The organism is Vibrio sp. B7, from assembly GCF_963888765.1.
GTDB classification, from domain to species: domain Bacteria; phylum Pseudomonadota; class Gammaproteobacteria; order Enterobacterales; family Vibrionaceae; genus Vibrio; species Vibrio anguillarum.
Genome location: NZ_CAWPKR010000039.1, coordinates 67,378 through 81,074 on the forward strand (window position 1 = coordinate 67,378; position 13,697 = coordinate 81,074).

Annotated in this window: 14 protein-coding genes; 9 read left to right on the forward strand and 5 right to left on the reverse strand. The window is 47.9% G+C overall.

From position 1 onward, the window contains the following. Positions 1-248 precede the first annotated feature (248 nt). From citC to citG, 6 genes are read left to right on the forward strand one after another with little or no spacing between them, the layout of a single operon-like run. The gene (citC, locus tag AACV32_RS16215; RefSeq protein ID WP_170895480.1) at positions 249-1,304 is read left to right on the forward strand and encodes a [citrate (pro-3S)-lyase] ligase; all 1,056 of its coding nucleotides are present in this window, start codon (positions 249-251) and stop codon (positions 1,302-1,304) included. A 51-nt stretch (positions 1,305-1,355) separates the two neighbouring features. Then, positions 1,356-1,652 carry a citrate lyase acyl carrier protein gene (gene citD, locus AACV32_RS16220; RefSeq protein WP_017050622.1) on the forward strand — a complete coding sequence of 99 codons (297 nt, stop codon included), beginning with the start codon at positions 1,356-1,358 and terminating at the stop codon, positions 1,650-1,652. After that, a complete protein-coding gene (citE, locus tag AACV32_RS16225; RefSeq protein ID WP_026028738.1) occupies positions 1,649-2,524 on the forward strand; it encodes a citrate (pro-3S)-lyase subunit beta in 876 nt (291 codons plus the stop codon). Before citD ends, citE begins: the two co-directional genes overlap by 4 nt. 10 nt (positions 2,525-2,534) lie before the next feature. Next, positions 2,535-4,064 carry a citrate lyase subunit alpha gene (citF, locus tag AACV32_RS16230; RefSeq protein WP_170895479.1) on the forward strand — a complete coding sequence of 510 codons (1,530 nt, stop codon included), beginning with the start codon at positions 2,535-2,537 and terminating at the stop codon, positions 4,062-4,064. Further along, positions 4,061-4,597, forward strand: coding sequence for a citrate lyase holo-[acyl-carrier protein] synthase (gene citX, locus AACV32_RS16235; RefSeq protein ID WP_094123284.1), 537 nt, complete (start codon positions 4,061-4,063; stop codon positions 4,595-4,597). Before citF ends, citX begins: the two co-directional genes overlap by 4 nt. Continuing rightward, positions 4,575-5,519, forward strand: coding sequence for a triphosphoribosyl-dephospho-CoA synthase CitG (citG, locus tag AACV32_RS16240; RefSeq protein ID WP_170895478.1), 945 nt, complete (start codon positions 4,575-4,577; stop codon positions 5,517-5,519). Before citX ends, citG begins: the two co-directional genes overlap by 23 nt. Before the next feature lie 240 nt (positions 5,520-5,759). On the opposite strand, the gene AACV32_RS16245 is transcribed toward citG, so the two are convergent. Further along, positions 5,760-6,626, reverse strand: a complete 867-nt coding sequence (locus AACV32_RS16245; protein ID WP_013855720.1) for a YicC/YloC family endoribonuclease — start codon at positions 6,624-6,626, stop codon at positions 5,760-5,762. Positions 6,627-6,804: 178 nt separating this feature from the next. Here AACV32_RS16245 and rph point away from each other — a divergent pair, with 178 nt between their 5' ends. Further along, positions 6,805-7,521: a ribonuclease PH gene (gene rph, locus AACV32_RS16250; protein WP_170895477.1), complete on the forward strand. Its 717-nt coding sequence runs from the start codon at positions 6,805-6,807 to the stop codon at positions 7,519-7,521. A gap of 245 nt (positions 7,522-7,766) precedes the next feature. Next, positions 7,767-8,408 carry an orotate phosphoribosyltransferase gene (gene pyrE / locus AACV32_RS16255; protein ID WP_017045925.1) on the forward strand — a complete coding sequence of 214 codons (642 nt, stop codon included), beginning with the start codon at positions 7,767-7,769 and terminating at the stop codon, positions 8,406-8,408. A gap of 101 nt (positions 8,409-8,509) precedes the next feature. Here pyrE and lpxM read toward each other — a convergent pair whose 3' ends face one another. The 4 genes from lpxM to coaBC all read right to left on the reverse strand — a co-directional run bounded on the left by lpxM (position 8,510) and on the right by coaBC (position 12,527). Then, positions 8,510-9,487, reverse strand: coding sequence for a lauroyl-Kdo(2)-lipid IV(A) myristoyltransferase (lpxM, locus tag AACV32_RS16260; RefSeq protein ID WP_026028740.1), 978 nt, complete (start codon positions 9,485-9,487; stop codon positions 8,510-8,512). Positions 9,488-9,509: 22 nt separating this feature from the next. Beyond that, positions 9,510-10,457, reverse strand: a complete 948-nt coding sequence (lpxL, locus tag AACV32_RS16265; protein ID WP_017048263.1) for an LpxL/LpxP family Kdo(2)-lipid IV(A) lauroyl/palmitoleoyl acyltransferase — start codon at positions 10,455-10,457, stop codon at positions 9,510-9,512. A gap of 56 nt (positions 10,458-10,513) precedes the next feature. Next, positions 10,514-11,104, reverse strand: coding sequence for a nucleoid occlusion factor SlmA (gene slmA, locus AACV32_RS16270; protein WP_013855724.1), 591 nt, complete (start codon positions 11,102-11,104; stop codon positions 10,514-10,516). Positions 11,105-11,312: 208 nt separating this feature from the next. Further along, positions 11,313-12,527 (reverse strand): bifunctional phosphopantothenoylcysteine decarboxylase/phosphopantothenate--cysteine ligase CoaBC, encoded by a 1,215-nt coding sequence (coaBC, locus tag AACV32_RS16275; RefSeq protein WP_249339507.1) that lies wholly within the window; start codon positions 12,525-12,527, stop codon positions 11,313-11,315. Positions 12,528-12,748: 221 nt separating this feature from the next. Here coaBC and radC point away from each other — a divergent pair, with 221 nt between their 5' ends. Further along, positions 12,749-13,423, forward strand: a complete 675-nt coding sequence (radC, locus tag AACV32_RS16280; protein ID WP_017050807.1) for a RadC family protein — start codon at positions 12,749-12,751, stop codon at positions 13,421-13,423. Positions 13,424-13,697 lie beyond the last annotated feature (274 nt).

Below are 13,697 nucleotides of genomic sequence, written 5' to 3' on the forward strand. Positions count from 1 at the left end.
ACATTAAATAAAATAGTCAGTGATAATTGTGAAAATAGTCATTCAAACCAGTGGCTTTAAAAATCTCAATGGTTTTTATGATTTAAATTTTAGATAGATAAATAGAATTTAAAATTAAAGATATAAAAATTAAATTCATTAAAACCATAAAGAGCGTTAACCACGGGAAATAAAGTGATTACCCTCATTAAACCTTTGCGGCTTAATTTAGATAATAAAGTCAGAAAAAATAGGTGAGGAAGCCGACCATGGTAGATATTTACACCTTCTCGCGAGTTTCAAGCAAGAATAAAACCAAGCTCTTGCAGATCAAAGAGTTTCTCTGCCAGCATCAGCTCACGGTTGATGAGGATGTTGAGCATTTTGTGGTGGCTTACAGTACAAACCAAATCATCGCTTGCGGTGGAATTGCGGGGCATGTGTTGAAGTCCATCGCGGTTTCTCCTGCGCTGCAAGGGACCGGTTTTGCGCTCAAATTGATGACCGAATTAACCAACTTCGCTTATGAAATAGGGTGTTTTTCACTATTTCTATTCACTAAGCCGACCAATGTAGATTTATTCCGACAGTGCGGTTTTTTCTTAGTCGATAAAGTCGAACCGCATATTGCTTTATTAGAAAATAGCCCAAATCGTCTTGCGGTTTATTGCAAACAGTTGCAGTTATTAAAAATGTCTGGGCGTAAAATTGGCAGTATTGTGATGAATGCCAATCCATTTACCTTAGGTCATCAATATTTAATTGAACAAGCCTGTGAACAATGTGATTGGGTGCATTTATTTGTGGTAAAAGCAGAGAATAAAGATTTTTCTTACGCTGACCGTATGGCCATGATTAAGGCAGGCAGTAAACACTTATTGAATTTAACTATTCATTCTGGCTCGGATTATATTATTTCGCGCGCGACCTTCCCTAGTTATTTTATTAAAGATCAGCAAGTGGTCAATCAATCCCATACTGCGCTGGATTTAAGTATTTTCCGCCATTCAATAGCACCTGCCCTTGGCATTACGCACCGCTTTGTCGGCAGTGAGCCGATTTGTACGGTGACGCGTAACTACAACCAAGCCATGCGCCGCTGGCTAAAAGAAGCGCACGATGTCAGTGCGCCGATCCAAGTAGTGGAAATTGAGCGCAGTCAGCAAGCCTCGCAGCCGATCTCCGCATCGCGCGTGCGTTACTTGCTCAAACAATTTGGCGTTGCCGCGATTGCCGATCTCGTGCCGAAAACGACTTATTCCTACCTTTGTCAGAATTATGCGGAACATTCGCTACAGGCCGCACCGCAACTGTTAGCGGTATGATCGCAGTGCTGACACTGTTTTATCCAATAACTCATTAACAAGGTTGTACCCATGAAAATTGCCCATCCCGCCTTTGCGGGAACACTGGAGTCCAGTGATCTTCAGGTTCGGATTGAACCCAATAACGATGGCGGTATTGAACTGGTGTTAGACAGTACCGTCGAGCAGCAATTTGGTCATGCGATTCGTCAGGTCGTACTGCACACCCTCGACGCGATGCAAGTGCACGATGCGCTGGTCACCATCGAAGACAAAGGCGCACTGGATTGTGTGATCCGCGCGCGCGTACAGGCGGCGGTGATGCGCGCTTGTGAAGTTCAGAACATTGAGTGGAGCCAACTATCATGACCAAACTTCGTCGCAGTATGTTATTTGTGCCGGGCGCGAATGCCGCCATGCTCAGCAATACCTTTATCTATCAACCCGACTCCATCATGTTCGATCTGGAAGACTCGGTCGCGCTGCGTGAAAAAGACACCGCGCGGATGTTGGTGTTCCATGCGCTGCAACACCCTATGTATCAAGAGATGGAAACCGTGGTGCGGGTCAATCCGCTCGATTCTGAATTCGGCATCAAAGACCTTAATGCCGTGGTGCGTGGCGGAGCCAAAGTGGTGCGTCTGCCGAAAACCGATAACGCCAACGATGTAATTGAGATGGAAAAAGTCATCGAACAGATCGAGCGTGAATGCGGACGTGAAGTGGGTAGCACGCGCATGCTGGCCGCGATTGAAAGCGCGCAGGGCATTAACAACGCAGTCGAGATTGCCTTTAGCTCACGCCGCCTGATTGGGATTGCGCTTGGCGCGGAAGACTATGTACGCGATCTGCGCACGCAGCGTTCAGCAGAAGGGATTGAGCTGTTGTTTGCGCGCTGCTCCATTCTGCAAGCGGCACGTGCTGCTGGGATCATGGCGTTTGATACCGTCTATTCCGATGCCAATAACGAAGAGGGATTTTTGCGTGAAGCGGAGCACATTAAGCAGCTTGGCTTTGATGGCAAGTCTCTTATTAACCCACGCCAGATTGACTTGCTGCACAACGTGTTTGCCCCAACACAAAAAGAGGTCGATCACGCCATCGCAGTCATCGAAGCCGCTGAAGAAGCAGCAGAAAAAGGGCTGGGCGTGGTTTCCCTTAACGGCAAAATGGTTGATGGACCCATCATCGAACGCGCACGTTGGACACTGCAACGTGCTGAATCCGGCATCAAACACTAAAGGTCATCTCATGAGTATCAATACATTAAATAACCCTCTGTCTGTGCTGGAAGTGGAACGCTACGCGTTGACGGCTTACACCCAAGCGCACGCGATCACGCCGCATTTGCTGGATGAGTCAGCGAAAAAAAGTCGCAAAGTGAAAAGCTCGATCCGTGAAGCGATTGTCGATCTTGGTTTAAAAGATGGCATGACCATTTCTTTCCACCATGCGTTTCGTGGCGGCGATAAAACCGTCAACCTAGTGATGGAGGTGATTGCCGAATTGGGGATTAAAAACCTCACGCTCGCCTCAAGCTCGCTCACCTCTTGTCACTCGCCTTTGATTGAACACATCAAAAACGGCGTAGTGAGCAAGATTTACACCTCAGGGATCCGCGGAGTGCTGGCCGACAGCATTTCTAACGGCCTGCTTGATGAGCCCGTGCATATTCACTCGCACGGTGGTCGTGTGCATTTGATCCAAAGCGGTGAGATCTACATCGACATGGCGTTTATTGGCGTACCTTGTTGCGATGAGTTTGGCAACGCCAACGGTTTTAAAGGCAAATCCAATTGCGGCTCACTCGGCTATGCCAAAGTCGATGCCGAACACGCTGAAAAAGTGGTGATGCTGACTGAAGCCATCGTCGGTTTCCCGAATTTCCCTGCATCGATTACTCAAGACCGCGTCGATGCGGTTGTGCAGGTGGCGGAAGTGGGCGACCCAAGCAAAATCGGTGGGGATGCCACGCGCATGACCACCAACCCACGCGAGCTTCTGATTGCCAAACGCGCTGCAGAAGTCATCGAGCATTCAGGCTATTTCTATGATGGTTTTTCAATGCAGACCGGTTCGGGCGGTGCATCGCTCGCGGTTGCGCGCTTTTTGAAAGAGAAGATGTTGCGCCAAAACATTCGCGCTTCTTTCGCTCTCGGTGGTATCACTGCGACTATGGTGGAAATGCATGAACAGGGACTGATTGATTACTTGCTCGATGTGCAGTGTTTCGATTCGGTGGCGGCGGGCTCGTTAGCGCGCAATCCACATCATCTCGAAATCTCTGCTAACGAATACGCCAACCCAAGCTCGAAGGGGGCGGCGGTGGATAGGCTGGATGTGGTTATCTTGAGTGCGCTGGAAATTGATACCCAGTTTAACGTTAACGTGATCACCGGCTCTGATGGGGTAATTCGCGGCGCATCCGGCGGTCATTGTGACGCGGCGGCGGCGGCAAACTTATCGATTATTGTGGCGCCTTTGGTGCGTGGCCGCATTCCGACCGTGGTCGAGAAGGTCACTAACGTCATCACCCCAGGAGCCACCATCGATGTGTTGGTGACGGATCAAGGTATCGCGGTAAACCCGAATCGTCCCGAACTGAAAGCGCGTTTCATCGCGGCGCAACTGCCCGTTGTCGAGATTGAAGCGTTGCAACAGCGTGCGGAGTTGCTGACGGGTAAACCCCAGCCGTTGCAATTTGAAGACAAAACCGTTGCCTTTGTTCACTACCGTGACGGTTCGATCATTGATGTTATCAAGCAGGTAAAAAGCCTATGAGTCACCATCCTGATCTTTCAGTCAGTCTGGACCAGCTACTTCTGCGTAAAGAAGTGCGGGTTCGGCAACAAGGTGAGTGGCTAAAACGCCATTCACTGCCTCTGGTTTCTTTCACGGTTAACATGCCGGGCGCGGTTAAGCTCAACGCTGCCAGCCAAACCGTGATGGATGCAGGTATGCGTGCCATTCAAGAACTGTGTCAGCAAACGGGCTGGCGGCAAGTGGCTTGTCAGCTGTTGGTGGAAAAAACGGGGCCGGAAGCCTTTGTGGTGATTCAGACTCCTTCAGCCAGCATGTTGAAAAAAGCCATGATGAAGATTGAACGCGAGCACCCGCTAGGGCGACTGATGGATCTGGATGTGCTTGATGTCGATGGGCATATTATCTCGCGCCAAGGTGCGCAGTTGCCAAGACGGCGCTGCTTGCTGTGTGAACGTGATGCGGTGATCTGTGCTCGCTCGCGGCAGCACGGTGTTGAGGCTTTGTTGGCTAAAATCGAGGAGATGGTTCATGACTATTCCTGCTGCGCTTGATCTTCTGCTTGAACTGCCTAGCCAAGCCTCTGGCACAAGTGGCACGAAAACGTTCAGCTTGCCTCGCTTAGTGGGGCATCTGGCTTATCATGCCATGATGTTAGAGGTGCATCTCACCCCTAAACCGGGTTTGGTGGATACTGCTAATAATGGCGCACACCGCGATATGGATCTCAACACTTTTATCGCCAGTGCCGAGGCGATTGCGCCTTATCTGCAATCTTTTGTCAGTGCAGGTTGGGAGAGCGCGGGAAATCCGGCCGCTCAGTTGCTGACCGCCTTGCGCCCGATTGGCATAGAAGCTGAGCAAGCCATGTTTGCTGCCACTCAAAGGGTGAACACCCATAAAGGGATGATTTTTATCTTGGGGCTTATTTGCGGCTCTGTGGGGTGGCTCAAAGCCAATCAACTCAAAATTGATGCGCAGCATATTGGCGAAACCATTCGCCAAGCTTGCCAGTTTTTGATTATTGATGAGCTAAAAGCGAAGCGTGAATCGGCTCCCGAAACGGCAGGCGAGCGAATTTATCGTCGGTACGGTTTAACCGGCGCACGCGGTGAAGCCGCTTCTGGCCTTGCGATGGTGATGCAACATGCGCTGCCAGCCTACCAAGCCTGTTTAACCAAAGGAGCCAGCACCGAGCAAGCCTTGTGGCATACCTTATTGGTGTTGATGGCCAACAATAACGACAGCAACCTCGCTGCTCGCGGTGGATTAGAAGGGCTGCATTTTGTGCAAGCGCAAGCGCAGCAACTGCTCGCCAAAGGCGGCTTTTTATATCAAGAAATTGAACAAGCTCTTACGGCGCTCGATAGCGCGATGATTGAAAAACACTTAAGCCCCGGCGGCAGTGCAGATCTATTAGCCGCTACTTGGTTAATTAATGAGTTAGCGCAATTGTTTCAAGTCCGTCACGAGTAATTTTGATTGTTAACTTTAAGATCGGAAATTCTTAAAAAGCAGCCATAACTGGACGCAATATTGGATCGATATTTGAAATCAAGAGACTTTTGGGGTAAAGCACAATTCGTCATAGTATTCTCTCTCGTGCTGGAAAGTTACTCACCAGTTGGTTGAAAACAGAGGCAAAGACCTGAAATTTCCTGAAAAAAAAGCCCCTATTTACAGGGGCTTGGTAAGCTTAGAGATACTCAAAAACCCTTATTCGATGTTTTGGATCTGCTCTCTCATTTGCTCAATCAGAACCTTAAGTTCAACGCCAGAGGCCGTGATGTCGGTGCTGATTGATTTCGAGGCTAACGTGTTCGATTCGCGGTTAAATTCTTGCATCATGAAATCGAGCTTACGGCCGCATGAGCCGCCTTTTTTGAGCACATTACGTGCTTCTTTGACATGCGAATCGAGGCGGTCTAACTCTTCGGCAACGTCTGATTTTTGTGCAAGTAAAATCAGCTCTTGCTCGACGCGCGTTGCATCAAGCTCAATCTTTGCTTCTTCAAACTTAGTCAATAGACGTTCACGTTGCCATTGCAGGATTTCTGGCATGCGTGCGCGCACTTTTACCACTTCTTCACTGATCGCCGTCAGGCGTTGTTCGATTAACGCCTTCATGTTGTCACCTTCACGGCCACGTGCGTCAATGAATTCAATGATTGCGTCATCAAAGCCTGCTAATAAGGCTTTATTAATGCTGTCCATGTCTTGTTCTGGCGTTTCCATTACGCCGGGCCACTGCATGATTTGAAACGGATTAATGCGGCTTAGCTCGCCTGTCATGTGCATTACTTGGTTGGCGGCTTTAATCACTTGATTGGCGAGTGCTTCATTGATATTCAGCTCACTTTTAGCCGCAGGGTTTGCTTCATAACGTAAGTGACATTCTACTTTGCCGCGCGCTAAACGTTGGCGAAAGCGTTCACGCAGTACAGGCTCAAGACCACGAAATTGTTCCGGCAGGCGGAAGTAGGTTTCAAGATAACGTTGGTTTACCGAGCGAATTTCCCATACCGCAGTACCCCAATCACCTTTAACTTCTTTACGCGCGTACGCGGTCATGCTGTAAATCATTGATTTGTCCTTTGCTCACGAAGATGAAATATCAAACGAGAGGTATGTTAGCACTAGCTTCACGCGTGTACTAGGTTCACGCCAATGCAAAGGGTGACCAACCTAGCGTCAAGGCGGCTAATCCGCTATAATCTCGCCCCAATCGATTCCGTCTCACCCGATAAAAGGTAGATGCACTATGCGTCCAAATGACCGCGCGGCCGATCAAATTCGCCCAATTAAAATCACTCGCAACTACACTGCTTATGCTGAAGGGTCAGTATTGGTGGAATTTGGTAATACCAAAGTATTGTGTAATGCCACTGTCGAAGAGGGTGTTCCTCGCTGGTTGAAAGGTCAGGGCAAAGGTTGGGTTACTGCCGAATACGGCATGCTGCCACGTGCAACCCATTCACGGACTCGTCGTGAAGCGACCAACGGTAAACAAGGTGGCCGCACCATGGAGATTCAACGTCTCATCGCTCGCAGCTTACGTGCTGTGGTGGATTTAGAGGCAATGCCAGAGGTGATGATCACGGTTGACTGTGACGTTATTCAAGCGGATGGCGGTACTCGCACTGCATCAATTACGGGCGCAAGTGTGGCACTGGCGGATGCGTTTGCTCATCTGGTTGCTAGCGGTAAATTGAAGAAGAATCCAATGAAGGGCCATGTTGCTGCTGTCTCAGTAGGCATCTTGGGTGAAAACATTTTATGTGATTTGGAATACGTGGAAGATTCTGCCGCTGATACCGATATGAATGTGGTGATGACTGAAAACGGTAAGATGATTGAAATTCAAGGCACCGCAGAGGGTGAACCGTTTAGCCATGAAGAGCTGATGGATTTACTGGCCGTTTCCAAGAAAGGCATCGCTGATATTGTTGAAGCGCAGAAAGCATCGTTATTAGATTGATCAAGTAGCTCCCAGTTGGGGGCTATTTTTTTGCCCGTTTTATTCATTGTATTGTTGTACGTGATGACCCCACCCTAACCCTCCCCTATAAGGGGAGGGAATAAAGGAAGTGTTCCCAATATTGCCCTTGAGGGGAGGGAATGCATCATCTTAGTACCTCCCCTTTTAGGGGGAGGCTAGGAGGGGGTTGTTCTTGTTGGGAAAGAGAAATAAACCAAAGTGTATGAGTTAAGAGAGAGAAAATCATGAAAGCATACCAGCGTGAATTTATTGAATTTGCACTAGAAAAAGAAGTCTTGAAGTTTGGCGAGTTTACTTTGAAGTCTGGCCGAAAAAGCCCTTATTTCTTTAACGCTGGCTTGTTTAATACTGGCCGTGATTTAGCGCGCTTAGGGCGTTTTTATGCCGCTGCTTTGGTCGATTCTGGGATTGAGTTTGATGTGCTATTTGGACCTGCGTACAAAGGGATCCCAATTGCGACTACAACTGCAGTAGCGTTGGCTGATCATCATGATGTTGATACGCCGTATTGCTTTAACCGTAAAGAAGCGAAAGACCACGGTGAGGGCGGTAACTTGGTCGGTAGCGCATTAGAAGGGCGCATTATGCTGGTGGATGATGTCATTACAGCTGGTACTGCCATTCGTGAGTCGATGGAAATCATTCAAGCTCACGGTGCGGATCTTGCTGGTGTCTTGGTGGCAATTGACCGCCAAGAAAAAGGCAAAGGAGAGCTTTCTGCAATTCAAGAAGTCGAGCGTGATTTTGGTTGCGCGATCATCTCAATTGTTAGCCTGACCGATCTGGTTACTTACCTTGAAGAGAAAGGGGCAGATGCTAAGCACCTTGAGGCGGTAAAAGCGTATCGTGCGCAGTACGGAATTTAAGCATCAACTTATTTGCGAATCGTAGAGCCACTTATTGAAAAGTAAAAGCCCCGAGTTTGACGCTCGGGGCTTGTTTGTTATTAGTTTAGTTATTCTAGCGATTAACTTTGATCACCATGGTGCGAGTTATCGTAAATTTCCGAGCCATCACGCTGCGTTTTCAACAGTGATAAATTCCACATGTACTGTTCTGGGCGTGGTGTGACTAAATCTTCAATCGCCTTATTCATAGCGCGTGCATCTTGCTCTTCATCGCCCGTTGGAAAGTTTTCTAATGCAGGCAAAATATGCACTTCGTACTTACTGGTTTTATCGTTATAAGCAGGCAAAATTGGCACGACTTTCGCTTTTGATAGGCGCGCCATTTTACCAAAACCTTTTAACGTGGCTTTTTCAGTGCCAAAGAATGGAACAAAGACCGAGTTGGCCGGGCCAAAGTCTTCATCGGGCAGCCAGTAGCCTAAGTATCCATCTTTAATTGAACGTACAAACGGTTTTACTCCAGCATCACGTGCAAAAATACGCCCGCCATATTGCATGCGTTGGACGTGCATTAACCAATCACCGATAGGATTGCGCTGTGGCTTCATGATGGTGGTTACTTTATAGCCTTTTGCCGCAAGCATTACCGCAGGGTAATCGACCGCCCAAGCGTGAGGGGCGAGGATGATCACGTTTTCTCCAGCATCTAACAATGGCAATAAGTTCTCTTCACCAATCATGATGCCGCGTTGCTGATTGTGTTTCGTGGAACGAACCAAAAACTCCGAATAACCGAGCATGTATTGTGCTGCTTTGACAAAGGTTTCTTCCAAAATAGCCTGGCGTTCTTGCGGGGATTTTTCAGGAAAGCATTTTTCCAGATTCACTCGCGTGCGGCGTACAACACGGCCGTTTTTGCGTACCGCAAAGGTGGATAATTTGCGTGCTAGCCTATCTCGCCATACGGGTGGCATAAAGGCGAACATAGCGGCAAAGAAGATCCCAATCCAAGTTCCCCAATGTTTTGGGTGTAAAAAAGACCATTGGAATGTGGGGTTGTGCAAGTGTTTGTCTGTGCTGTTTTCGTTGTTGCTCATTGAAAGCAAAACCTTTTTCTAGTTATAAATAGCGAGAGTTAGTTAACGTTTCATCTGGCAAAGATTTAAAACGCTTATGCAGCCACATCCACTGTTCTGGTGCGCGTAGAATCACTTCTTCAACGTATTTATTCATGTAAGCGGCGGCGGCGGTCATGTCATCTTTTGGATAGTCGCCATCAATGGTTTTATCGGCGATGATTTCATATTTTCCGTTGGCGTTTCGAAACCCTGAACCAGGGACAATCGCACATTGGCTAGTATAAGCCAGAATACTGGTGCCTGTGGTGGTACACGCTTCTTTGACCGCAAAGAAGGGAACAAACACCGATTTGTTATGGCCGTAATCTTGATCGGGTAGATAAAATAGGCGCTCGCCCTGTTTGAGTACGCGGATCATCTGTTTAATGTCGGTGCGGTAGATAAGTTTATTGCCATTGCGTGTGCGACCACGGTATTGGATAAATTCATACGCAGGGTTGCTGTGTGGGCGGTAAACGCCATAGCCTTCAAGGCCTATTACACCAAAAGCACGTGCCGTAATTTCTAAATTTAACGCATGTACGCAACACAGCAGTGCGCCACGTTTTTCTTGTTTGAGTTGCAAAAGGGCGCTGACATCTTTCACATCAAGTAGGCGAGCAAAACGCCAAGTCGGCCAAAACCAAGTAATTCCGGTTTCTATCAGTGCCATGCCAGTGTTTTTAAAGTTTTCGTTAACAATATGCTCAATCTCACCTGCACTTTTCTCTGGAAAAGATAGCTGTAGATTACGCGTGGCAATGTGTACTCGCTTGTTAGCAAAGCGCATTCCAAACGCGCCCATGCTGCGTCCTATTTTTAGTAACGCAGAATAAGGAAGCAGGTTGACCACTAAAGCGAGTAGCCCAAAGCTAAGCCACACGCCCCAATATTTAGGGTGCAGTAGCGAGAGGGAAAACTCAGGTTTACCGTATTTTTCTTTGCTCATTACTCTTGATTCTTTCACTGATGATGATTCTTTGTCACGACGGTGGTGGTTTGTTTTTACTGAATCTGAGCGCTTAATAATGCCCAATACTCTTCAAAATTTGCCGTCGGTTGGTATTTAAAGTCAGATCGCACAAAGCGATTTAGGCTTCCTTCCACTTGGCCAAGCAGTTGAGCGGCTAAAATGCTTTCGTCGACGGGGAAGGATTTACCTTCACGCAGTTTACGTTCGCGAAGGATCTGGCGTAGTGACGTTTCTATGCGTTCGAACAGTTGGTTGATCCGTTCACGCAGTCGCTCATTTTCAAACATTAGAGCATGGCCGGATAAAATTCGTGTCAAGCCCGGGTTACGTTCCGAAAAAGCCAAGATAAGCTGTAGCACTAAGCGGATGCGGTTGAGTGTATCTTTCTCTTCATCCAAAATGCGATTAATCCGCGACATTAAAGACTCTTCAATAAACTCAATCAAGCCTTCAAACATCCGTGCTTTACTCGGAAAATGACGGTACAAAGCCGCTTCAGAAACGCCCACTTGTTTGGCTAGCTTTGCTGTGGTGATGCGTGATGCGCCATCGTTAGATTCCAGCATTTCAGCGAGTGCTTGTAGAATCTCTTCACGACGATTGATTTTCTTATTGACGGCCATGACTCGATTTCCTTTTAGTTACCACATGCTTGTGAGCAAATATTTATACCCTTCAGATGGTTTGGGTATTGTCCATTAAGCGCAGTAGTTTAACGGACAGTTTTCGGACTGCGTAGCGTAAAAATGAAAATGATTGAACTGGGTGGTGATTTTACCACCCAATAAACGCTATGAACCCTAAAAGAAGCTTAGAACGTCTGTTTGTAGCCTACAGTTGACTCGCGATCAGTTGCATCAGCGCGTGAGCTAATGCAGATTTTGAACTCAAAGGTAATGCTTGCTCTCCACCTTGCCAGTAAACGGTCAGCGCATTGTCGTTACTATTAAAGCCTTGGCCTGCAACAGAAACATCATTGGCGCAGATCATATCCAGTTTTTTGTTGAGCAGTTTAGCGCGGGCATATTTTTCAACTTGCTGCGTTTCAGCAGCAAAGCCTACCGTGAACGGGCGGTTTTCTTTCAATGCGGCTACGCTGGCGACGATGTCGGGATTTTTGACCATGGTGATGAGCATGTGATCGCTCGCATCGGTTTTTTTGATCTTTTGATCGGCGACGATCTCAGGGCGATAGTCGGCTACGGCGGCGCAACTGATGAACACATCATGTGATTGCGCTTGCGCCATCACTTGCTGATGCATATCGCAGGCACTTTCCACATCAATACGTTGTACTTGTGGCGGTGTGAGCAAATTGACCGGGCCACTGATCAGAGTCACTTTCGCGCCCAATTGAGCGGCGGCCTGCGCAATCGCATACCCCATTTTGCCTGAACTGTGGTTACTGATATAGCGGACTGGATCGAGTGCTTCACGGGTTGGGCCTGCGCTAATCAACAGTGACTTACCGGCGAGCAGTGTGTTGTTTGCCACCTCTGTTTGGAAAAAAAACTCGCAGCGCTCAACCAATTGCATTGGCTCAAGCATGCGGCCCGGGCCAACATCGCCACACGCCTGTTCACCAGCTGCTGGGCCCCAAATCATCATGCCTCGGCGTTTAAGCGTGGCAATATTCTCTTGTGTGGCGATATTGCGATACATCTGCTGATTCATTGCCGGCGAGACGGCCACTGGCGCATTGGTGGCTAAAATCAAAGTGGTGAGTAAATCATTACCCATCCCTGCGGCGACGCGCGCGATGAGATCCGCAGTCGCGGGAGCCAGTAGGACTAAGTCTGCCCATTTGGCAAGTTCAATATGGCCCATAGACGCTTCGGCGGCTGGGTTTAATAAGCTATCTGAAACTGGCCTGCCAGAGACGGCTTGCATGGTCAGTGGCGTTATAAACTCTTTTGCAGCGTGGGTCATCACCACTTGTACTTGAGCGCCTCGCTCAATCAAGCGACGCGTTAGCTCAGCACATTTATACGCAGCAATACCGCCGCTAATGCCGAGCAGAATCTTTTTTCCTGCCAGTGTTTGCATTGTCTTTTCCTCAAAAATTCTGCGCATTATGTTAGCACAACTCTCGCATCGAGTGACCTTATGATCCGCTCAATCCTTTTATATTGGACGAGTGTTTCTGCGTCTTTCATCACTTATCAATTACAAAAAACCATGAATTAAGCCTAAATAAAGAGAAGCAAAGTTGCAGGCTTGGCTATTTCTCTATGTTGTCTGAGTACCTTTAGCCCTAGGAGTGCTTAATGAGCCTCAAATCACTGCCCACAGAATCAATGCCACGCGAAAAATTGCTTGCTCGCGGTCCTCAGGCATTATCGGATGCTGAACTGCTGGCGATTTTTCTTCGTACTGGTACTCAAGGAATGAATGTGCTTGCTCTCTCGGATCTGCTGCTGCGCGAGTTTGGATCACTTCGAGCGCTTTTTTTGGCCAACCAGCAAGAGTTTTGCCGCCATAAAGGGTTGGGCGAAGCCAAATACGTTCAATTGCAGGCGGTGCTTGAAATGACGCAGCGCTATTTGGCCGAAACGCTCAAACGAGGTGGCGCTTTGACTAGCCCAGAGCAAACCAAGCTTTATTTATCGAGTGTGCTACGCGATCGCCATCGAGAAGCCTTCTATATTCTGTTTTTGGATAATCAACACCGAGTGATCAGCGATGAAGTATTGTTTGAGGGGACGATTGACGCGGCCAGCGTTTACCCTCGTGAGGTGGTTAAAAGAGCACTCCACCATAATGCGGCGGCATTAATATTGGCCCATAATCATCCGTCAGGCGTTGCTGAGCCTAGCCAAGCCGATCGCAGAATCACACGTCGATTAACCGATGCACTAGCGTTAGTGGACATCCGTATTTTGGACCATTTTGTGGTGGGCGATGGCGAGGTAATTTCTTTTGCAGAAAGAGGGTGGATTTGAATCACATTTTAGGTTGTGACTTAAGATTATTCTGGTATGATTCGCGCACTAAATTATCAACCTAAATCAGCTCTGCTTAAAAAAAGATCGCCAAATCCGTAAAAAGGATCTGTTCGGGTCTTGAGCAATGCATGTCAAGTTAGTATAATACGCGACCTTTGATAGCCTTGTATGGATTTTCCATAACGGTTTTTAACCTCAAACTTCTTAATACATCGAGAACGAGGTTCGGCCACCAAGGTTGATATCGAGCTGAAACGATTTGGAGAAGACA

Bases quoted from the DNA above. Each gene is read 5' to 3' on its own strand.
- pyrE (WP_017045925.1), top strand. From the start codon at position 7,767: ATGAAAGCATACCAGCGTGAATTTATTGAATTTGCACTAGAAAAAGAA.
- citD (WP_017050622.1), top strand. From the start codon at position 1,356: ATGAAAATTGCCCATCCCGCCTTTGCGGGAACACTGGAGTCCAGTGAT.
- slmA (WP_013855724.1), bottom strand. From the start codon at position 11,104: ATGGCCGTCAATAAGAAAATCAATCGTCGTGAAGAGATTCTACAAGCA.
- rph (WP_170895477.1), top strand. From the start codon at position 6,805: ATGCGTCCAAATGACCGCGCGGCCGATCAAATTCGCCCAATTAAAATC.
- AACV32_RS16245 (WP_013855720.1), bottom strand. From the start codon at position 6,626: ATGATTTACAGCATGACCGCGTACGCGCGTAAAGAAGTTAAAGGTGAT.
- radC (WP_017050807.1), top strand. From the start codon at position 12,749: ATGAGCCTCAAATCACTGCCCACAGAATCAATGCCACGCGAAAAATTG.
- citC (WP_170895480.1), top strand. From the start codon at position 249: ATGGTAGATATTTACACCTTCTCGCGAGTTTCAAGCAAGAATAAAACC.
- citF (WP_170895479.1), top strand. From the start codon at position 2,535: ATGAGTATCAATACATTAAATAACCCTCTGTCTGTGCTGGAAGTGGAA.
- citG (WP_170895478.1), top strand. From the start codon at position 4,575: ATGACTATTCCTGCTGCGCTTGATCTTCTGCTTGAACTGCCTAGCCAA.
- lpxL (WP_017048263.1), bottom strand. From the start codon at position 10,457: ATGAGCAAAGAAAAATACGGTAAACCTGAGTTTTCCCTCTCGCTACTG.
- lpxM (WP_026028740.1), bottom strand. From the start codon at position 9,487: ATGAGCAACAACGAAAACAGCACAGACAAACACTTGCACAACCCCACA.
- citE (WP_026028738.1), top strand. From the start codon at position 1,649: ATGACCAAACTTCGTCGCAGTATGTTATTTGTGCCGGGCGCGAATGCC.
- coaBC (WP_249339507.1), bottom strand. From the start codon at position 12,527: ATGCAAACACTGGCAGGAAAAAAGATTCTGCTCGGCATTAGCGGCGGT.
- citX (WP_094123284.1), top strand. From the start codon at position 4,061: ATGAGTCACCATCCTGATCTTTCAGTCAGTCTGGACCAGCTACTTCTG.